We start from the raw sequence: 19,985 nt of genomic DNA, 5'->3' as shown, positions 1-19,985 counted from the left end.
GATGCGGCCGGGGGCTTGATTAACCTCCGTGTAATCGATTCCAATCGTCGTGCACATGGACGTGTAATCGATTCCACGAGGAGGTGGAGCGGCGATGGCGAGCATCAAGGACGTCGCTGCCGAGGCGGGGGTCTCCGTCGCCACGGTGTCGCGGGTCCTGAACGACCATCCGTCGGTCAGTGTCGACGCACGCACGCGCGTGCTGGCCGCCGTCGAGGCGCTGGGCTACCGCCCGAACGCCGTCGCCCGCTCCCTGCGCACCGACCAGACCCGCACCCTCGGCCTGGTCATCAGCGACGTGATGAACCCCTACTTCACCGAGCTGGCCCGCTCGGTCGAGGAGGAGGCGCGTGCCCTCGGCTACAGCGTGATCTTCGGCAACGCCGACGAACGCCCCGACCTCCAGGACCACCACGTACGGACCCTGCTGGACCGCCGTATCGACGGTCTGCTCGTCTCCCCCACCGACGGCGGCTCCCCGCTGATGCTGGACGCCGCGCGCGCGGGGACCCCGATGGTCTTCGTGGACCGCTGGATCCCGGGCGTGGACGTGCCGGTCGTGCGGGCGGACGGGCGTCCGGCGGTCCGGGACCTCGTCGCGCATCTGCACGGGCTCGGGCACCGGCGGCTCGCGATCATCGCGGGCCCGGCGGCCACCACGACCGGCAGCGAGCGCGTCGAGGCCTTCCGGGAGGCCCTGGCCGAGTACGGGCTGCCGCTGCCCGACGCCTACATAGGGCAGGGCGACTTCCAGGCCGAGAGCGGGCGCCGGGCGACGGACGCCTTCCTCGACCTGGCCGAGCCGCCCGAGGTCGTGTTCGCGGCCGACAACCTGATGGCGCTGGGCGCGCTGGACGCCGTACGCGCGCGCGGGATGCGGGTTCCCGAGGACATCGCGCTCGCGGCCTTCGACGACATCCCGTGGTTCGTGCACACCGATCCGCCGGTCACGGCCGTCGCACAGCCGACCGGCGAGCTGGGGCGGGCCGCCGTCCGGGCGCTGGTCGACGTCATCGAGGGGCGGCCCCCGCAGTCGGTGACGCTGGCCGCGTGGCTCGTCGTACGGCGGTCGTGCGGTGAACCGGCCCCCGCAACTCCCCCTGCAGAGCCCTCCGCTACGAACAGGAGTCAGCCGTGAGCGACCCGGAAGAGTTGCTGCGCATCGAAGGCATACGGAAGTCCTTCCCCGGTGTGGTCGCGCTGGACGGCGTCGACTTCGAGCTGCGCCGGGGCGAGGTGCACGTACTGCTCGGTGAGAACGGCGCGGGCAAGAGCACCCTCATCAAGATGCTCTCCGGCGCCTACCGCCCCGATGCCGGCCGCATCCTCGTCGACGGCGAGGAGACCCGTATCCAGGGGGCGCAGGATTCCGAGCGGCTCGGGATCGCCACCATCTACCAGGAGTTCAACCTCGTCCCCGATCTGACGGTCGCCGAGAACATCTTCCTGGGGCGGCAGCCGCGCCGCTACGGGATGATCGACCGCAAGCGGATGGAGGCCGAGGCCGCCGCGCTGCTTGAGCGGGTCGGCGTGAACGTGTCTCCACGCGCGCGTGTGCGTGAACTCGGGATCGCGCGGCTCCAGATGGTCGAGATCGCGAAGGCGCTGAGCCTGAACGCGCGCGTGCTGATCATGGACGAGCCGACCGCCGTGCTCACCTCCGAGGAGGTCGAGAAGCTGTTCGCGATCGTGCGCGGTCTGCGCGAGGACGGCGTCGGGATCGTCTTCATCACCCATCACCTGGAGGAGATCGCCGCCCTGGGGGACCGGGTGACCGTCATCCGGGACGGCAAGAGCGTCGGGCAGGTGCCTGCCAACACGCCCGAGGACGAACTCGTACGACTGATGGTCGGGCGGTCGATCGAACAGCAGTACCCGCGGGAGCGTGCCGAGGCCGGGGACGCCCTTCTCAGGGTCGAGGGGCTCACCCGGGACGGTGTGTTCCACGGGGTGAGCTTCGAGGTGCGGGCCGGTGAGGTCGTCGGGATCGCGGGGCTGGTCGGGGCCGGGCGTACGGAGGTCGCGCGGGCCGTGTTCGGCGCCGATCCGTACGACAGGGGGTCCGTGTCCGTCGCGGGGGCCGAGGTGCGCGGGAGCGATGTCGGGGCCGCCATGGCCGCCGGGATCGGGCTCGTGCCCGAGGACCGCAAGGGGCAGGGGCTGGTGCTCGACGCCTCCGTCGAGGAGAACCTCGGTCTCGTCACCCTGCGGGCCGCGACCAAAGGCGGCCTGGTCGACCTCAGGGGGCAGCGGGCCGCCGCCGCGAAGGTCGCCGAGCAGCTGGGCGTACGGATGGCCGGGCTCGGCCAGCATGTGCGCACGCTCTCCGGCGGCAACCAGCAGAAGGTCGTCATCGGCAAGTGGCTGCTGGCGAACACCAAGGTGCTGATCCTCGACGAGCCGACGCGCGGGATCGACGTCGGCGCCAAGGTCGAGATCTACCAGCTGATCAACGAACTGACGGCCGCAGGGGCCGCCGTACTGATGATCTCCAGCGATCTGCCCGAGGTGCTCGGGATGAGCGACCGGGTGCTGGTGATGGCTCAGGGCCGGATCGCCGGTGAACTCACGGCCGCCGAGGCCACCCAGGACTCCGTGATGGCGCTCGCCGTCAGCACGAACATCAACTCCGGTGAAGGGGAGGGCTCTCGTGGCCACTGACACGCTCAAGAGCGACACGGGTGCGAGTGGCGCGGGCGCGAGTGGCGCCGCGAGCGGCCTGCGCCGCGTCCTGCTCGACAACGGCGCGCTGACCGCGCTCATCGTCCTCGTCATCGCGATGTCGGCCCTGTCCGGCGACTTCCTGACGACGGACAACCTGCTCAACGTCGGCGTCCAGGCGGCCGTGACCGCCGTCCTCGCCTTCGGCGTCACCTTCGTCATCGTCTCGGCGGGCATCGACCTGTCGGTCGGCTCGGTCGCCGCGCTGTCGGCCACCGTCCTTGCCTGGGCGGCGACTTCGGAGGGCGTACCGGTCGCGATAGCCGTCGTCCTGGCCGTCGTCACCGGCATCGCGTGCGGTCTGGTCAACGGTTTCCTGATCTCGTACGGGAAACTGCCGCCGTTCATCGCGACGCTCGCCATGCTGTCGGTGGCGCGCGGGCTGTCGCTGGTGATCTCGCAGGGGTCGCCGATCGCGTTCCCCGAGTCGGTCTCGCACCTCGGCGACACGCTGGGCGGCTGGCTGCCGGTGCCCGTGCTGGTGATGGTGGCCATGGGGCTCGTCACGGCGTTCATCCTCGCCCGTACGTACCTGGGGCGCTCCATGTACGCGATCGGCGGCAACGAGGAGGCGGCCCGGCTGTCCGGGCTGCGGGTGAAGAAGCAGAAGCTGGCGATCTACGCGCTGTCCGGGCTGTTCGCCGCCGCCGCGGGCATCGTGCTCGCGTCGCGGCTGTCGTCGGCGCAGCCGCAGGCCGCGCAGGGGTACGAGCTGGACGCCATCGCCGCTGTCGTCATCGGCGGGGCTTCGCTGGCGGGCGGTATCGGCAAGGCGTCCGGGACGCTGATCGGTGCGCTGATCCTGGCGGTGCTGCGCAACGGGCTCAACCTGCTTTCGGTGTCCGCCTTTTGGCAGCAGGTCGTCATCGGTGTCGTGATCGCGCTCGCCGTGCTGTTCGACACCGTGCGGCGGAAGAGCGGGGCCACTCCGGTGGCGGCCGGTACGTCGGGTGGTGGTGACCGGCGCAAGCAGGCCTTCACGTATCTGCTGGCGGCCGTGGTCGCGGCGGCGATCGTGGGCGCGACCTCACTGCTGCACAACGGTTCGTCGTCGGCGTCGGCCCAGAAGGTGGGGCTGTCGCTGTCGACGCTCAACAACCCCTTCTTCGTGCAGATCCGGGCCGGTGCGCAGGCCGAGGCGAAGAAGCTGGGCGTGGACCTGACCGTCACGGACGCCCAGAACGACGCCTCGCAGCAGGCCAACCAGCTGGAGAACTTCACCAGTTCGGGCCTCGGGGCGATCATCGTCAACCCGGTGGACTCGGACGCGACGGGCCCGGCGGCGCGGTCGGTCAACAAGTCCGGCATCCCGCTCGTCGCGGTCGACCGGTCGGTCAACGGCGCGAAGACGGACACGCTCGTCGCCTCCGACAACACCGCCGGTGGTGTGCTGGCCGCGAAGTCGCTCGCCGAGAAGCTGGGCGGTCAGGGCACGATCGTCGTCCTCCAGGGCCAGGCGGGCACCTCCGCGAGCCGGGAGCGCGGCGCGGGCTTCACCGAGGGGCTGAAGGCCTACCCGGGCATCAAGGTCGTCGCCAAGCAGCCCGCCGACTGGGACCGCACCAAGGGCCTGGACGTCATGACGAATCTCCTCCAGGCCAACCCCGACATCAACGGTGTCTTCGCCGAGAACGACGAGATGGCGCTCGGCGCGATCAAGGCGCTGGGCAGCAAGGCGGGCAAGTCGGTGTCGGTGATCGGCTTCGACGGCACGCCGGACGGGCTGAAGGCGGTCGCGGACGGGTCGTTGTACGCGTCGGTCGCCCAACAGCCCAAGGAGCTGGGGAAGATCGCGGTGCGGAACGCGCTGCGGGTCGCCGAGGGGAAGTCGGTCGAGAAGACGGTGATGGTGCCGGTGAAGGTGGTCACGGAGGAGAACGTGGCTGAGTTCAGTGGCTGAACTCAGCGACTGAGGGTCACCTCGAACGGGTGGAGTGAGCACGGCCGGGCGCCTTTTTCCGGGGCGGCCCGGCCTGTCGGCCGGTACAACTGATGGGTATGGGGAGACAGTTCATGTACGACTACGACCTGCTGGTCGTCGGATCGGCCAACGCCGACCTGGTGACCGTCGTCGAGCGCCGACCCGCGGCCGGTGAGACGGTGCTCGGTTCCGACCTGGTCGTCCATCCGGGCGGCAAGGGCGCCAACCAGGCGGTCGCGGCTGCCCGGTTGGGGGCCCGTACGGCGCTCCTGGCCCGGGTCGGCAACGACGGCCACGGCCGGCTGCTGCTCGACTCGCTGCGGGGCGCCGGGGTCGACACGGTGGGCGTGCTGGTCGGCGGGGCGCCGACGGGGGTCGCGCTGATCACGGTGGACCCGTCCGGCGACAACAGCATCGTGGTGTCACCGGGGGCCAACGGGCGGCTGCTGCCCGAGGACGTCCGGGCCGCCGGGAGCCTGTTCCAGGCCTCGCGGGTGGTGTCGGCGCAGCTGGAGATCCCGCTGGAGTCGGTGGTGGAGGTCGTACGGAACCTGGCGCCCGAGGGCCGGTTCGTCCTCAACCCGTCGCCGCCCCGCGCGCTGCCGCGTGAAGTGCTGGCCGCCTGCGACCCGTTGATCGTGAACGAGCACGAGGCCCGGGTGATCGCCGGTACGGAAGCCGAGTTGGGCGACTCGCCGGAGGACTGGGCGAAGACGCTGCTGGCGCTCGGGCCGCGCTCGGTCGTCATCACCCTGGGCGCGGAGGGCGCGTTGGTCGCCGTACGGGCCGGGGAGCGGGTGCGGGTGCCGTCGGTGCCGGTGGACGCCGTGGACACGACGGGGGCGGGCGACGCGTTCACGGCGGCGCTGGCCTGGCGGCTGGGCGCGGGCGAGTCGCTGGCGGAGGCGGCGGCGTACGCGGCCCGGGTGGGCGCGGTCGCGGTGACGCGGGCCGGGGCCCAGGACTCCTTCCCTACGGCCGAGGAGGTCGACGCCCTGTGAAGCGGGGCGGAATCCTCAACCGTCATCTCGCGGGCGCGCTCGCCGAGTTGGGGCACGGGGACGGGGTACTGGTGTGCGACGCCGGGATGCCGATCCCGGCCGGGCCGCGCGTCGTCGACCTGGCCTTCCGGGCCGGGGTGCCGTCGTTCGCGGAGGTGCTCGACGGGTTGCTGGCGGAGCTGGTGGTGGAGGGGGCGACGGCTGCGGCGGAGGTGCGGGGGGCCAATCCGGGGGCTGCGGAGCTGCTGGAGGGGCACTTTCCCGGCGGCGACCTCACGCTCGTCTCGCACGAGCGGCTCAAGGAACTGTCGGCGGGGGCACGGCTCGTCGTACGGACGGGGGAGGCGCGGCCGTACGCGAATGTGCTGCTTCGGTGCGGGGTCTTCTTCTGATCCTGGGTTCTGATTCCGGGACGAGCTGGATCCGTTGTGTTCAGCCGCTGGCGCGGGTGAACGTCACGTGCGTGACCCCGGTGGGCGAGGACGTGGCCTCGACCTCGTAGTCCTTCTGGACGCCCTCCAGGCCGTCCCAGAGGCGTACGCCCCGGCCCAGCAGCACGGGGACCACCACGACGTGCAGCTGGTCGATGAGTCCGGCGGCCAGGAAGTCCCGTACGACGGTGGGGCCGCCGCCGATGCGCACGTCCTGGCCGTCCGCCGCCTTGCGAGCCGCTTCGAGCGCCTCGGCGGGCGAGGTGTCGAGGAAGTGGAAGGTCGTGCCGCCCTCCATCTCGATCGGCGGGCGGGGGTGGTGCGTGAGGACGAAGGTCGGGGTGTGGAAGGGCGGGTTGGGCCCCCACCACCCCTTCCACTCCGGGTCCTCGTGCCAGCCGGGCGGGCCGAACTTCCCCGCGCCCATGATCTCGGCACCGATCCCGGGTGCGAACTGCTGTGCGAAGGCGTCGTCGATACCGCCGGTCCCGCCGGTCCCGCCGGTCATCTGGTGCCAGAACCGGGTGGTGAACATCCACTCGTGCAGCACATGCCCGGCATGGCCGAACGGCGCGTCGAGGGTCAGCTCCTCGCCGGTGCCGAAGCCGTCGAGCGAGATGGAGAAGTTGTGGACCCGGGTGAGTGACATGAGGGACGCCTCCTGATCGCTCCTCGCAGGCTACAGCTTCGAGGGGGCCCGGTCCGTGGACCGTGCCCCCTCGGCTTCCCCTCCGCATCAGAACCCCAGCGATCCCCCCAGATCCCCCTCCAGAAGTCCCGATGCCATGTACGACCGGCGAGGTGGGGGGAGGGTTGTACGGGAATCCGAGAATTTTCTCGGCTGCGCGTAATTACTCTAGGTGTGCAGAGGGTGACCGAAGGAAACGATGGTTCATCGGGAGGGCACGTGGCGCGACGTAACGCGGAGGACGGTTCCGGGGCAGGGGTCAGCAACGCGGCGCTGTTCGGCGAGGTGTTACGCCACTTCCGCGAGGCGGCGTTCCTGACGCAGGCGGCGCTGGCGGCGCAGATTCCGTGCGACCGGTCGCATGTGGCGAAGGTGGAGGCGGGGATCAGCGTCCCGCAGGACACGTTCGCGAAGAAGTGCGACGAACTGCTTGGCACGGGTGGGGTGTTGCTGCGGTTGTGGAAGAAGGTGGACTGGTATCCGGAGGTTCAGCATCCGGACTGGTTCGAGCGGCGGGCGCGGATGGATGGGGAGGCCATCGCCCTCCGGGAGTATCAGGAACGGGTGATCCCGGGCTTGTTGCAGGCGCCGACCTACGCGCATGCCCTGTTCTCCCGGATCGCGAGCGGCGACGAGGTGGACGAGCGCGTCCGGGCCAGGCTCAGCCGCCAACCTCGCTTCCTTGCAGACGACGGCCCGTTGTACGTCGCAGTCCTGGACGAGAGCTGTCTACGCAACACGGTGGGTGGCCCTCGGGTCATGCGGGACCAGTGCGCGCATCTGCTGAGTGTCGGGCGGCGTCCCAACATCCGTATTCAGGTGGCTCCAGCGGACTATTCCGAACTCCTGCGTCCCAACGTGTCCATGTCGCTGATCGAGCTGGCTGACGGGCACCGGTGGGTGTACTCGGAGTCGCTGGACCGTGGCCATTTCAACGACGATCCGGCCGTCTTCACGAACCACAGCCGCGCCTATGATGTGCTCAGGGCAGACATCCTGTCAGCCCGCGAATCCGCCGCTCTGATCAGCGACGTGATGGAGGGGTACGGGCAGCATGAGCAGGCACGAACTCGACGCGGCGACCTGGATCAAGAGCAGCTACAGCGGCGAGAACGGCGGCAACTGCATCGAAGTGGCCCCCGGATTCCCCGGCGCCGTCCCCGTCCGTGACAGCAAGGTCGCTCCCGGCGGTCCGGTGATCCTCGTAAGCCCTGCCGCCTGGGCCCAGTTCGTGGCGTTCACCGGGGGACGTTGAGGCACGTCACCGTCGCCCCAAGGTGTGCAGCGACGTGAGGCTCTTCCGCGAGCCGTTGCACGAGTCCGATATTTCCGCGAGGGACGCCCCGTACCCGGCCGTAAGACAGGTGAGAATGTCTCACTCCGGGTGTACGGGGGCTTTTTGTGGATGCCAGGAATCTCTTCTACACCAGAACCACGTCCCGGCTCGCCCGGCTTGAGTGGTCGGTCGCCCTTGTCGTTTCCGGTGTCACCGCGCTGATACACCTCTCCGAGATCCGCTGGTGGCTCTTCGTTTCGCTTTTCCTCGTCATCGATGTCATCGGGTACGTCCCGGGTGCCATCGCCTATCGGAGAAGTGCGGACGGGCGGGTCGGGCGTGGTTATTACGTCGCCTACAATCTCATGCACTCCCTCGTCACCTGGGCCGTTTTCGCCGGGCTCTGGAGCTGGCTGATCGGGGCGGAATGGGCATTGCTCGCGCTGCCGATCCATCTCCTCGGCGACCGGGCTCTCTTCGGGAACTCCCTCAAACCCTTCGGGGTGCCTTTCGAGCCATCCCTTCACCCGGACTTCGCCAGATTCCAGCGGGCCTACGCCGGGAAGGGGCAGGATGCCGTCCGCGTTTGAGCTGGTGTCGACGCACGCCGACAATCCCAGTGCCTTTCTCGCCCTCAACAGCGGCAACGAGTTCTTTCTCGACGAGCGGCACGACGGTGTCTGCGCCTTCCGGCCGGCGGGGCGGCATCTGCTCCAGCTCGGCGGGCCCTTTGCCGCCCCCGGTGACCGGGCCGGGCTGCTCGGCGCCTTTCTCGACCGGGCGGCGGGCGGGCGACGGCGCGTCATCGCCGTACAACTCCAGGCCGAGGACGCGCGGTTGTACGCGGTCCACGGGTTCACCGTGAACCAGCTGGGGGCCTCGTACGCCGTCGATCTCGCGCGGTTCACGCTGCGCGGGTCGCCGTTCGTGCGGTTGCGGAACAAGATTTCGCGGGCTCGGCGGGCGGGGGTGGAGGTTGCCGAGGTCCCGTCCGGGGGGTCTTCGGAGTCGCTCGATCTCATCGATCGTGAATGGCTGCTCGGGAAAGGGAAGCACGCCAAAGAACTCCGGTTTCTCGTCGGGGAACGGGGTGGGCCCGAGCAGAAACATCAGCGGGTCTTCACCGGTTCGATCGACGGGCACATTGTGGGGTACGTCAGCTACTCCCCCGCCTTCGGCAGCCGTCCGGGCTGGCTGCACGATCTCAGTCGGCGTCGGGCCGATGCCCCGCCCGGCACGATGGAACTCATCAACTCGACCGCCATCGATCTTTTCGGCGGGGAGGGCGACGGAAAATGGCTGCATTTCGGGTTCACTCCGTTCGTCGGGCTCGATCCCTCCCTTGAGGTGAGCGGCGCCAGCAGAGCCGTCGCGCGGGTCGTGCGGTTTCTCGGTGAGCGTGGGGAGCGGGTCTATCCCGCTGCCGCCCAGCTCGAATACAAGGAGAAATGGGCGCCGCATGTCGTGCTGCCCGAGTACATCGCCTTTCAGGGTGGAGTGCGGCCGAGTGCCTTGTGGCGGCTCGGGCGGGAAACCAACGCCATCTGAATAGGTCTGAATGGATCTGAATAAAAAGGAGTACATCGCGTATGCGCGAAGTAATCGTCCAGGTGGTCGTCGAGGAGCGTACGGCCCGGCAGGCGTACGAGCTGATCTGCGACTTCGGCCGCTATCCCGAACTGACCGACAAGGTGAACGAGGTCGTCGTACATCCGCCGGAGGCCGACGGATCGCTGCGGTCGGACTGGAGCGTCATCTTCCGCAACGGGCTGATGCGGTGGAGCGAGCGCGACCGGTTCGTCCCGGAGACGCTGACCGTCGAGTTCGAGCAGATCAAGGGCGACTTCGAGGTCTTCCACGGCTCCTGGGTGTGCGAGGAGCGGGAGGACGAAGGCATGGCTGTCGCCGTGGTCACCTTTCGGTCCGAGTTCGACCTCGGCATCCCGACCCTCGCCGAGATCCTCGACCCCGTCGCCGAGAGCACCCTGCGCGACAACATCCTGCGCATCCTCGAAGGGCTCATGGGCCGGGTGACCCCCATGAGCCCGGTCGGCCTCACCGTCTCCCGGCATGGCTGACCCCCTGTCGTCCCTGGCGACGCGGCCCGGTGTCGCCCAATGCCTCGACATGTACGCCAAGTTGGCGTCCGGAGTGTGCGTCGTGACCACCCGGGGTCCGGACGGGCGGTCGGTCGGCGCCACGGTCTCCTCGGCGGCGGCCGTCTCGGCGGCACCGGCGCTGATGTCCCTGTGCCTGGCCAACGCCTCCCGCACCCTCGCCGCCCTCCGCCACCACGGCGCCTTCGCCCTTCACGTCCTCGACGAACGCCACCGCCCCTGGGCCGAGCGCTGCGCCGACCCCCTCGCCACCGCCGCCGAACGCTTCGGCGAGGAGCACGCGGAGAACTCGGAGTATGCGGAGTACGTCCATGACGTGCCCGTCCGCACCGACGTCCTCGCCTGGTCCGTGTGCGCGGTGACGGACATACGGCCGTACGGCGACCACCACCTGATCGTCGGCGAGGTCCTCGCCGCCCACACCGGCGCCGGACAGCCGCTGCTCTGGTACGACCGGGGGTTCCATGGGAGGGGCGGGGTCCGGCATGGGTGAGCACCGGCCGTGCGGTGACACGAAGGTGCAGGTGCCTGCGGTGGTGGGTCCGCCGTGGCGGGGCGGGCGGCCCGAGGATCATCAACTCCCTTGTGTACGGGGGCTGCTGAGCGCCGACTTCACCGTCGTCGGCGCCGGTCTGGCCGGCCTCTCCACCGCCTACCACCTGCTGTGCCACTCCCCCGGCGCCGATGTGGTCGTCGTCGACGCGGGCCATCCCGCGGCCGGCGCCAGCGGCCACGGCACCGGGCTCCTCGGGCCCCGGGCGGGTCCGCCGGTCGACCGCGCGCTCCGCCGCTTCGGCCCCGACACGGCCCGCCGTATGCACCTGGCCAGCGAGGACGCGGTGGCCGGCGCCCTGGAGCTGTGCCGCGCCCTCGACGTGCCCGTGCGCACCGGCGAGCAACTGGTCGTCGCCCGCTCGGCGGAGGGCCTGGCCCGGCTGTCCGCCCAGTCGGCGGCCTGTCGCGAACTCGGGCTGGACGTACCGCCGTTGTCGGCGGCCGGGGTGCGCGAGCGCATCGACGTGCCGTGCCAGGCGGGGCTGCTGTACCGGAGGGCGGCCACCCTGGACCCCGCCCGGCTGACCGCCGCCCTCGCGCGGGCCTGCGTGGCCAACGGCGCGCGGCTGTACGGGCGTTCACCTGTCGTGGGCCGGGACGTCACCGGCAGCGGTGGCACCCGGCTGCTCTTTCCGCGCGGTGAACTCCGTACCGGCGCCGGGGTGTTCGCGGTCAACGGTGGTGCCGGTGCTCTCGGTCTGCCGGTCGGCACGGTCGCCCCGCTTGAGGTGCACGCCATCGCCACCGAGCCGTTGAAGCCCGCGGTGCGGGAGGTGCTCGGGGAGGCGTCGGGAGCCTCGTTGATCGACGCGGCTCGGCTGGCGCCGTATTTCCGGCTGACGCCGGACGGGCGGCTCGTGGTGGGGGGCGGGCGGGCCTCGCTGCCGGGAGAAGCGGCCTGTGCTGCCGGGGTCCGGCGGGACGACCGGGTCCGGCTCGCGACCTGGCGGTGGCTCGCCGAGCGGGTGCGCGGACTGCATCCGCTGCTCGCCGACACCGACGTCACGCACCGGTGGACCGGCCGGATCGGCGTGACCCTTGATGACCTGCCTGTCGTGGGGCCGGTCGCCGACTCGCCGGGGATGTGGTTCATCGGGGGGTGCGGTGGTCATGGGCTGGCCTTGTCCATCGCCCACGGGGCCTATGTGGCAAGGCAGTTGGTCGGGGGCGGGGCTGGCCCGTCACTGCCCTGGCACCGGTCGGCCGCTCCCCCGCTGCCGCTCGGTGGCGTGGGGCGGGCGGTGCTGCGCCGGTATCTCGAACGGCTCGATCGCGGGGTACGGAAGACGGCGTGAAGGCCGACACCCGCCCAAGTCGGCGCAAATCCATACGAGGGACGTCGGCGCGAGAGATCGTAAGACCTGGTGGAGACCGAGAGCGCGACGAAGAAGAGGGAAACGAGGGGGAGCCCATGCTCGACGCGAACACACTGACCAGAGGTCCCTACCGACTGCTGCAGGACAACTTCCGGCGCCCGGCGGGCGTGCCGGGGGCGCTGGTCGGGCAGCTGATGACCGTGCAGCATCGCGGGCTCACCCGGTGGTCGGCGGAGCATCTGGACGTCCGCCGTACCCATCATGTGCTCGACCTCGGCTGCGGCAGCGGGATGGCCGTCGAACTGCTCGCCCGGCGGGCCGAGTTGGGGTTCGTGGCCGGGCTCGACTACTCGGCCACAATGGTCCGCCAGGCCGTGCGGCGCAACGCCGGTGCCGTCGGCCGGGGGCGGGTGGCGATCCGGCAGGGGGATGTGGGGCAACTGCCTTACGAGGACGCCGTGTTCGACCGGGTCAGCGCTATCGAGACCTTCTACTTCTGGCCCGATCCGCTGCGCGGGCTCGCCGAGGCGTACCGAGTCCTCAAACCCGGGGGGCAGTTGGCCGTCACCCTGGAGATGAGCAAGGAGGCGGCGGCCGAACCGACGCTCACCCAGCGGCTGTTCGGGCGGCGCTTCACCGAGCGGTCCGAGCGGGACGGGCTGCGCATCCTGTCCGGCGCCGAGCTGGTGGCGCTGCTCGATGTCGCCGGTTTCAAGGACACCCGGTTCGTGGCCGAGCCCCGCCGTTCGCTGGGCTGGGTCTGCGCCCTCGGCAGCAAGTGAGCGGCCACGTGAGCCATCAAGTGAACTGCCAGAACCACCGGAACCGCCAAATGGCCCCCGAGGTGCGCGGGTTGCCGCTGCTCGGCAGCGTGCCCGCCTTCCGGCGGGACATCCTCGCGGCGATGCGCTCCGGCTGGCGCGAGGGCGGCGACCTCGTCCGGTACCGGCTCGGGCCCGTCTCCGTACACGGGGTGTCGAGCCCCGAGCTGGCCGGTGAGGTGCTGACCGACAGCGCCGCCTACGGCAAGCTCGGGCCCGACAACCCGCTCCGACTCGTGCTCGGCGAGGGGCTGTTGACCAGCAACGACCACGAGAGCTGGATGACCAACCGGCGCATGATGCAGCCGATCTACAGCAAGCAGGCCCTCTCCTCGATGTTCCGGACGATGTCCGCCTCGGTCGAGGACCAGCTGACCCACATGGCGACCACCTATCGCACCGGGGACGCCGTCGATCTGCACACCGAGCTGATGCGGGTCACGCTCGACATCGTCAGCCGGTGCATGTTCAGCACCGACATCACCGAGGGGCTCGGCGAACTCGGTCCCGACGCCGTGGACGTGGCGATCAACTTCGCCTTCGACCGGCTGCAGAACCCCTTCAGCCCGCCCACGAGTTGGCCGACCCCGCGCAACCGGCGCTTCCGTGAGGTCATGGACGGCATCGACGCGTTGATCTGCCGGATCATCCGCGAGAGGCGGGCCGAGGCGGAGGCGGAGAGCGCCGAGGTCCGCTCCGACGACCTGCTGGACATGCTGCTCGCCGCCCGGGACGAGGACACTGGCAAGGGCATGGACGACCGCCAGCTGCGCGACGAGGTCATCACCACCTTCGCCGCCGGGCACGAGACGACCGCCGTCACCCTCAGCTGGACCTTCTACCTCCTCTCCCGCCACCGTGACGTCCTGGCGGCCGTGCAGCGCGAGGTCGACGACGTCCTCGGCGGACGGCTACCCACGGCCGAGGACCTGCGCGCGATGCCGTACACGCTCCAGGTCTTCGAGGAGTCGCTGCGGATGTATCCTTCGGCGCCGATCGTGCCCCGACTGACCCTGAAGGACACGGAGTTGGGCGGCCACCGGATGCCCGCCGGCTCGCGTGTCCTGGTCAACCTGCACAACATCCACCGTCATCCGGCGCACTGGCCCGACGCGGAACGCTTCGATCCCGACCGGTTCCGTACAGGGGCGGGCAGGGAGTCGGGTAAACGGCACCGGTTCGCCTACCTGCCCTTCGGTGCGGGACCGCACCTCTGCATCGGCAAGCACTTCGCGCTGATGGAGGCGCATCTGCTGCTGGCCGCGCTGGTGCAGCGCTACGAGTTCCGGCACGTCCCGTCCCACCGGGTCGTGGACCACGCCACCATCACCCTGCGCCCCCGCTACGGCATGGTGATGACCCTGCACGACCGACGCCCGCGTCATCCAGTCAGCTAGCCCCTCCCCCCAACCCCCTTTCACCGCAATGGATTTGGAGCCTCCGATGGTGCCGCGCCAGGACGACCCCCACACCCTGCCGCTCAACACGGTCCAGTACGACCCGGCCCGGCCGCAGGGCCACTACGAGAGCTTCTACCAGCGCGGAAACCACCCGACCGAGCCGCGTGCCTTCTGGATCCGGTACACCGTCTTCAGTCCGGCCGGGATGCCGGAGGCGGCCATCGGTGAGCTGTGGGCGGTGTACTTCGACGGGGTGACGGGACGGCACGTCGTCGCCAAGGAGGAGCATCCGATCGCCGAATGCGACTTCCGGCGCGGGGTGTTCGGCGCCCGGGTCGGTGACCGGGTGCTGGAGCCGGGCAGGCTCAAGGGCGAGGCACGGGGACCGAACGGCGGCATCGGCTGGGACCTGACGTACGAGGGCACCGAACCGCCGCTGTTCCTGCTGCCGCAGAAGATGTACGCGGGCGGCTTCCCCAAGGCCAAGAGCCTGGTCGGGATGCCGCTGGCCCGCTTCGACGGTTCGCTCACGGTCGACGGCGAGACGGTCGACGTGGACGGCTGGACCGGCAGCCAGAACCACAACTGGGGGAGCCAGCACACGGATTACTACGCCTTCGGGCAGGTCGCCGGGTTCGACGACGCCCCGGACAGCTTCCTGGAGATCGTCACCGCGCGGGCGAAGATCGGTCCGGTGCGGACCCCGCTGGTGACCTTCCTCGTCCTGCGGCACGACGACCGGGAGTACCAACTCGTCTCACTGCGGCGGGCGTTGACCGCCAAGGCCCAATTCGGTTACTTCCACTGGGACTTCAGCACGGGCGACGACGCCGTGACCGTCAGCGGGCGGTTCCTGGCGACCAAGGAGCAGTTCGTCGGGCTCAACTACTACAACCCGCCCGGCGGTATCAAGCACTGCCTCAACACGAAGATCACCAGCTGTGAGCTGGAGGTCCGCAACAAGGTCACCGGCAAGGTCGACCGGCTGCGCACCGAACACCGCGCGCTGATGGAGATCCTCACCGACGACCGCTCGCACGGCATCGAGATCCGCGCCTGACGTCTGCAGCGGTCGGCGGAGAAAACCGTCCGTGCCCGGTGATCCGCCTGTTCACCGGGCACGAACGGCCGCACGCGTTACGCGTTACGCCGCGTGCTCCACGAACCGCGCCGCCGTCTCCGCGAGCACCTCGCGCCCGTCGCGGGCCCACAGCCCGTCGTTGAACAGCTCGACCTCGATGGGACCGGTGTAACCGGCCGCCTCGACGTACGTCTTCCACTCGCGCATGTCGATCGAGCCGTCGCCGATCTGGCCACGGCCATTGAGGACGCCCTCGGGCAACGGGGTCGTCCAGTCGGCGAGTTGGAAGGTGTGGATACGGCCACTGGCACCGGCGCGGGCGATCTGCGCGGGCGCGTTGTCGTCCCACCAGATGTGGTACGTGTCCACCGTGACGCCGACCTGGTGAGCGGGGAAGCGCTCCGCGAGGTCGAGGGCCTGGGTGAGCGTCGAGACGACACAGCGGTCGGCCGCGTACATGGGGTGCAGCGGCTCGATGGCCAGCCGTACGCCGTTCTTCTCGGCGTACGGGCCCAGTTCGGCGAGCGCGTCGGCGATGCGCTCCCGGGCGCCGTACAGGTCCTTCGAACCGGCGGGCAGGCCGCCCGAGACCAGGACGAGGGTGTCCGTGCCGAGGGTGGCGGCCTCGTCGATGGCCCGGCGGTTGTCGGCCAGGGCCTCCGCGCGTTCCGCCGGGTCGATCGCCGTGAAGAAGCCGCCACGGCAGAGGGTGGTGACGGCGAGGCCCGCGTCGCGGAGCAGTTTCGCCGTCGCCTCGACGCCGTACTCCTGGACCGGGGCACGCCACAGGCCCACGCCGGGCACGCCCAACTCGACGCACGCCTCGGCGAGTTCGGGCAGGGACAGCTGCTTCACCGTCATCTGGTTGATGCTGAAGCGCGAGAGATCCGAGGAATTCGAGGTGCTGCTCACTGGGCCACTCCGTACACGGACAGCAGGTTCTTCATCCGCTCCTCCGCCAGCTTCGGGTCGGGGAACAGGCCCAGACCGTCGGCGAGTTGGTACGCGCGGGCGAAGTGCGGGAGGGAGCGGGCCGACTGGAGTCCGCCGACCATGGTGAAGTGCGACTGGTGGCCCGCGAGCCAGGCCAGGAAGACGACACCCGTCTTGTAGAAGCGGGTCGGCGTCTGGAAGAGGTGCCGGGACAACTCGACCGTCGGGTCGAGGAGTTCGCGGAAACCGGCCGTGTTCCCGGTGTCCAGGACGCGTACCGCCTCCGCCGCCAGCGGGCCCAGCGGGTCGAAGATGCCGAGGAGGGCGTGGCTGAAGCCCTGCTCGTCGCCCGCGATCAGCTCGGGGTAGTTGAAGTCGTCGCCCGTGTAGCAGCGCACGCCCTGCGGGAGGCGGCGCCGGATGTCGATCTCGCGCTGGGCGTCGAGGAGCGAAACCTTGATGCCGTCGACCTTGTCGGGGTGGGCGGCGATGACGGCGAGGAAGGTGTCGGTGGCCGCGTCGAGGTCCGACGAACCCCAGTAGCCCTCCAGCGCCGGGTCGAACATCGGGCCCAGCCAGTGCAGGACCACGGGTTCGGCGGCCTGGCGCAGCAGGTGGCCGTAGAGGTCGAGGTAGTCCTCGGGGCCCTGTGCGGCGGCGGCGAGCGCGCGGGACGCCATCAGGATCGTCTTGGCGCCCGCCTCCTCGACGAGGGCGAGCTGCTCCTCGTACGCCTTGCGGATGTCCGCCAAGGAGGCGCCGGGGGTGGTGAGTTGGTCGGTGCCGACACCGCAGGCGATGAGCCCGCCGACCGACTTGGCCTCGGCGGCCGAGCGGCGGATCAGCTCGGCCGCGCCCGCCCAGTCGAGGCCCATGCCGCGCTGGGCGGTGTCCATGGCCTCCGCGACGCCGAGGCCGTGGGACCAGAGGTGGCGGCGGAAGGCGAGGGTCGCGTCCCAGTCGACGGCGGCCGGGGAGTCCGGGGACACGTCGGCGTACGGGTCGGCGACGACGTGGGCCGCCGAGTAGACCGTACGGGAGGTGAAGGGGGTGCCGGGGGTGAGGGCGAGGGGCGTCGCGCGTGGCTCGTACGCGCTCAACGCTCCGGTGGCGTCCGGGAGTTGGATGGTCACAGCGAGATCTCCGGAACGTCGAGACGGACGCCCTCCGCCGAGGACTTCAGGCCCAGTTCGGCGAGCTGGACGCCACGGGCGCCGGCCAGCAGGTCCCACTGGTAGGGCGCGTCGGCGTAGACGTGCTTGAGGAACAGCTCCCACTGGGCCTTGAAGCCGTTGTCGAACTCGGCGTTGTCCGGGATCTCCTGCCACTGGTCGCGGAAGGAGTAGGTGGCCGGGATGTCGGGGTTCCAGACCGGCTTGGGCGTGGAACTGCGGTGCTGGACACGGCAGTTGCGGAGCCCCGCGACGGCGGACCCCTCGGTGCCGTCGACCTGGAACTCGACGAGTTCGTCGCGGTTGACCCGTACCGCCCAGGAGGAGTTGATCTGGGCGATCGCGCCGCCTTCGAGTTCGAAGATGCCGTAGGCGGCGTCGTCGGCCGTGGCGTCGTACGGCTTGTCGTTCTCGTCCCAGCGCTGCGGGATGTGGGTGGCGGTCAGGGCCTGGACGGACTTGACGCGGCCGAACAGCTCGTGGAGGACGTACTCCCAGTGCGGGAACATGTCGACAACGATGCCGCCGCCGTCCTCGGAACGGTAGTTCCAGCTGGGGCGCTGGGCGGTCTGCCAGTCGCCCTCGAAGACCCAGTAGCCGAACTCGCCCCGGATGGAGAGGATGCGGCCGAAGAAGCCGCCGTCGATGAGGCGCTTGAGCTTGAGCAGGCCCGGGAGGAAGAGCTTGTCCTGGACGACGCCGTGGCGGATGCCGGCCGCGTTCGCCAGGCGGGCCAGCTCCAGGGCGCCGTCGAGGCCGGTGGCGGTGGGCTTCTCCGTGTAGATGTGCTTGCCCGCGGCGATCGCCTTCTTGAGCGACTCCTCGCGGGCGGAGGTGACCTGGGCGTCGAAGTAGATCTCGACGGTCGGGTCGGCGAGGACCGCGTCGACGTCCGTGGAGACGTTCTCCGGGTCCAGGCCGTGCTGCTCGGCGAGCGCCCGCAGGGCGTGCTCGCGGCGGCCGACCAGGATCGGCTCCGGCCACAGCACGGTGCCGTCGCCGAGGTCGAGACCGCCCTGCTCGCGCAGCGCGAGGATCGAGCGGACCAGGTGCTGGCGGTAGCCCATGCGCCCGGTCACGCCGTTCATGGCGATACGCACCGTCTTGCGTGTCACGTCTTTCCCTTCGTAGGTGCCACTGGGGGCGGGGTACGCGGTGTACGCGCCGCGTACGCCCGGCTGGAGAACCGCCTCCGGCAGCCCTACTGGCAAGCGTTACAGCAAGCGCTTTCTATACAGGAAGAAGCTAGCCTCTGTGCACCGGTCTGGACAAGAGCACAGAGAGGCCGAATTGTTCGGGGGGACGAACGGCGAGGGCCGAAGGTCATAGGGTCTGCATCGGCATGGACACGAAGACGCAAAATACGACAACTTACAGCGACGCGGCAGACGACATGACGCGCGACCGGAGGACGACGACATGACGGTGACCCTGGCGGACGTGGCGGCCCGCGCGCAGGTCTCGCCCGCGACGGTGTCGCGCGTACTGAACGGGAACTATCCCGTGGCCGCGACCACCCGCGAGCGGGTGCTGCGCGCCGTGGACGACCTGGACTACGTGCTCAACGGGCCCGCGAGCGCACTCGCCGCGGCCACCTCCGACCTGGTCGGGATCCTCGTCAACGACATCGCCGACCCCTTCTTCGGGATCATGGCGAGCGCGATCCAGTCGGAGGTGTCGGGTCCGGGCGGGCGTGCGGGCGGTGAGCGGCTGGCTGTGGTGTGCAACACAGGGGGCTCGCCGGAGCGTGAGCTGACGTATCTCACGCTGCTGCAGCGGCAGCGGGCGGCGGCGGTCGTGCTGACGGGCGGCGCGGTGGAGAACCCGCCGCATCTCGCGGCGGTCTCGGCGAAGCTGCGGCGGCTGGAGGAGGCGGGCACGAAGGTGGTGCTGTGCGGGCGTCCGCCGGCGCCGGACACCTCGGCGATCGCGCTGACGTTCGACAACCGGGGTGGGGGTCAGGAGCTGACCGAGCACCTGATCGGGCTCGGGCATCGGCGGCTCGGGTACATCGCGGGGCCGGAGGAGCGGACGACGACCCGGCACCGGCTGGAGGGGCACCGGGCGGCGCTGGCGGGCCACGGGATCGCCGAGGATCCCCGGTGGACGGTTCATGGGCGGTACGACCGGCGGTCGGGGTACGAGGCCACGCTGGAGCTGTTCCGCCGGGATCCGTCTCTTACCGCTGTCGTCGCCGCGAACGACTCCGTCGCGATCGGGGCGTGTGCGGCGCTGCGGGAGTCGGGGCGGCGGATCCCGGAGGACGTTTCCGTCGCCGGGTTCGACGATCTGCCGTTCAGTGTGGACGCGGTGCCTTCGTTGACGACGGTGCGGTTGCCGTTGTCGGAGGCGGGGGCTCGGGCGGGGCGGATCGCCATGGGGCGGGAGGAGGCGCCGCCCGGGGGGATCGCCACGGCTCGGGGGGAGTTGATGGTTCGGGGGTCTTCGGGGGTGCCTCGGTCGTAGGGGGGGTGGTTTTTCGCCCCCGCCGCCCCTACCCGTACCCATCCCTGGGGGGGGGGCCCCCCCCCCCCCCCCCGGGGCGGGGGGGG

Annotated in this window: 20 protein-coding genes; 16 read left to right on the top strand and 4 right to left on the bottom strand. The window is 70.3% G+C overall.

Annotated elements, in window-relative coordinates; all coding sequences use genetic code 11:
• Window positions 1–94: 94 nt before the first annotated feature.
• The 5 genes from CW359_RS39435 (at window position 95) to rbsD (ending at window position 6,035) form a co-directional block, all read left to right on the top strand.
• Window positions 95–1,138, top strand: a complete 1,044-nt coding sequence (locus tag CW359_RS39435) for a LacI family DNA-binding transcriptional regulator (RefSeq protein WP_105975054.1) — start codon at window positions 95–97, stop codon at window positions 1,136–1,138.
• Window positions 1,135–2,661: a sugar ABC transporter ATP-binding protein gene (locus CW359_RS39430; RefSeq protein ID WP_105975053.1), complete on the top strand. Its 1,527-nt coding sequence runs from the start codon at window positions 1,135–1,137 to the stop codon at window positions 2,659–2,661. The genes CW359_RS39435 and CW359_RS39430 overlap by 4 nt, the downstream gene beginning before the upstream one ends.
• Window positions 2,651–4,621 carry an ABC transporter permease/substrate-binding protein gene (locus CW359_RS39425; RefSeq protein WP_105975052.1) on the top strand — a complete coding sequence of 657 codons (1,971 nt, stop codon included), beginning with the start codon at window positions 2,651–2,653 and terminating at the stop codon, window positions 4,619–4,621. The genes CW359_RS39430 and CW359_RS39425 overlap by 11 nt, the downstream gene beginning before the upstream one ends.
• Window positions 4,622–4,734: 113 nt before the next feature.
• Entirely contained in the window at window positions 4,735–5,643 is a 909-nt protein-coding gene (locus CW359_RS39420; protein ID WP_105975051.1) for a ribokinase, read from the top strand.
• Window positions 5,640–6,035, top strand: coding sequence for a D-ribose pyranase (gene rbsD, locus CW359_RS39415; protein WP_105975050.1), 396 nt, complete (start codon window positions 5,640–5,642; stop codon window positions 6,033–6,035). The genes CW359_RS39420 and rbsD overlap by 4 nt, the downstream gene beginning before the upstream one ends.
• 40 nt (window positions 6,036–6,075) lie before the next feature.
• Here rbsD and CW359_RS39410 read toward each other — a convergent pair whose 3' ends face one another.
• Window positions 6,076–6,723 (bottom strand): dihydrofolate reductase family protein, encoded by a 648-nt coding sequence (locus CW359_RS39410; RefSeq protein ID WP_105975049.1) that lies wholly within the window; start codon window positions 6,721–6,723, stop codon window positions 6,076–6,078.
• 258 nt (window positions 6,724–6,981) lie between these two features.
• Between CW359_RS39410 and CW359_RS39405 the strand changes: the two genes are divergently transcribed.
• The 10 genes from CW359_RS39405 to CW359_RS39360 all read left to right on the top strand — a co-directional run bounded on the left by CW359_RS39405 (window position 6,982) and on the right by CW359_RS39360 (window position 15,307).
• On the top strand, window positions 6,982–7,932 hold the full coding sequence (locus CW359_RS39405; RefSeq protein WP_105975048.1) for a helix-turn-helix domain-containing protein: 951 nt from the start codon (window positions 6,982–6,984) through the stop codon (window positions 7,930–7,932).
• Window positions 7,895–8,017, top strand: a complete 123-nt coding sequence (locus tag CW359_RS46940; protein WP_232838804.1) for a DUF397 domain-containing protein — start codon at window positions 7,895–7,897, stop codon at window positions 8,015–8,017. The genes CW359_RS39405 and CW359_RS46940 overlap by 38 nt, the downstream gene beginning before the upstream one ends.
• Window positions 8,018–8,163: 146 nt before the next feature.
• Window positions 8,164–8,628: a hypothetical protein gene (locus CW359_RS39395; RefSeq protein ID WP_105975046.1), complete on the top strand. Its 465-nt coding sequence runs from the start codon at window positions 8,164–8,166 to the stop codon at window positions 8,626–8,628.
• Complete coding sequence (locus tag CW359_RS39390; protein ID WP_105975045.1) at window positions 8,612–9,586, top strand: bifunctional lysylphosphatidylglycerol flippase/synthetase MprF; 975 nt, start codon at window positions 8,612–8,614, stop codon at window positions 9,584–9,586. The genes CW359_RS39395 and CW359_RS39390 overlap by 17 nt, the downstream gene beginning before the upstream one ends.
• Window positions 9,587–9,627: 41 nt before the next feature.
• Window positions 9,628–10,116 carry an SRPBCC family protein gene (locus CW359_RS39385; RefSeq protein WP_105975044.1) on the top strand — a complete coding sequence of 163 codons (489 nt, stop codon included), beginning with the start codon at window positions 9,628–9,630 and terminating at the stop codon, window positions 10,114–10,116.
• Complete coding sequence (locus CW359_RS39380; RefSeq protein ID WP_105975043.1) at window positions 10,109–10,648, top strand: flavin reductase family protein; 540 nt, start codon at window positions 10,109–10,111, stop codon at window positions 10,646–10,648. The genes CW359_RS39385 and CW359_RS39380 overlap by 8 nt, the downstream gene beginning before the upstream one ends.
• Complete coding sequence (locus CW359_RS39375) at window positions 10,641–12,005, top strand: NAD(P)/FAD-dependent oxidoreductase (RefSeq protein WP_105975042.1); 1,365 nt, start codon at window positions 10,641–10,643, stop codon at window positions 12,003–12,005. The genes CW359_RS39380 and CW359_RS39375 overlap by 8 nt, the downstream gene beginning before the upstream one ends.
• A 116-nt stretch (window positions 12,006–12,121) precedes the next feature.
• A complete protein-coding gene (locus CW359_RS39370) occupies window positions 12,122–12,808 on the top strand; it encodes a class I SAM-dependent methyltransferase (RefSeq protein ID WP_105975041.1) in 687 nt (228 codons plus the stop codon).
• 8 nt (window positions 12,809–12,816) lie between these two features.
• Window positions 12,817–14,244, top strand: a complete 1,428-nt coding sequence (locus CW359_RS39365; RefSeq protein ID WP_232838803.1) for a cytochrome P450 — start codon at window positions 12,817–12,819, stop codon at window positions 14,242–14,244.
• Between the two features lie 46 nt (window positions 14,245–14,290).
• On the top strand, window positions 14,291–15,307 hold the full coding sequence (locus tag CW359_RS39360) for a hypothetical protein (RefSeq protein WP_105975039.1): 1,017 nt from the start codon (window positions 14,291–14,293) through the stop codon (window positions 15,305–15,307).
• Between the two features lie 84 nt (window positions 15,308–15,391).
• Here the strand turns inward: CW359_RS39360 and CW359_RS39355 are convergent, their stop codons facing one another.
• The 3 genes from CW359_RS39355 to CW359_RS39345 are packed head-to-tail and all read right to left on the bottom strand — an operon-like array spanning window position 15,392 to window position 18,548.
• Window positions 15,392–16,189, bottom strand: coding sequence for a sugar phosphate isomerase/epimerase family protein (locus tag CW359_RS39355; RefSeq protein WP_105975075.1), 798 nt, complete (start codon window positions 16,187–16,189; stop codon window positions 15,392–15,394).
• A 47-nt stretch (window positions 16,190–16,236) separates the two neighbouring features.
• Entirely contained in the window at window positions 16,237–17,394 is a 1,158-nt protein-coding gene (locus CW359_RS39350) for a dihydrodipicolinate synthase family protein (RefSeq protein ID WP_105975038.1), read from the bottom strand.
• Window positions 17,391–18,548 (bottom strand): Gfo/Idh/MocA family protein, encoded by a 1,158-nt coding sequence (locus CW359_RS39345; RefSeq protein ID WP_105975037.1) that lies wholly within the window; start codon window positions 18,546–18,548, stop codon window positions 17,391–17,393. Before CW359_RS39345 ends, CW359_RS39350 begins: the two co-directional genes overlap by 4 nt.
• 304 nt (window positions 18,549–18,852) lie before the next feature.
• Between CW359_RS39345 and CW359_RS39340 the strand changes: the two genes are divergently transcribed.
• Window positions 18,853–19,899 (top strand): LacI family DNA-binding transcriptional regulator, encoded by a 1,047-nt coding sequence (locus CW359_RS39340; RefSeq protein ID WP_105975036.1) that lies wholly within the window; start codon window positions 18,853–18,855, stop codon window positions 19,897–19,899.
• Window positions 19,900–19,985 lie beyond the last annotated feature (86 nt).

The organism is Streptomyces geranii (assembly GCF_002954775.1).
GTDB lineage: Bacteria > Actinomycetota > Actinomycetes > Streptomycetales > Streptomycetaceae > Streptomyces > Streptomyces geranii.
The sequence above is the reverse complement of the archived record's forward strand: the minus strand, read 5'-3'. Positions and strand labels throughout refer to the sequence as shown.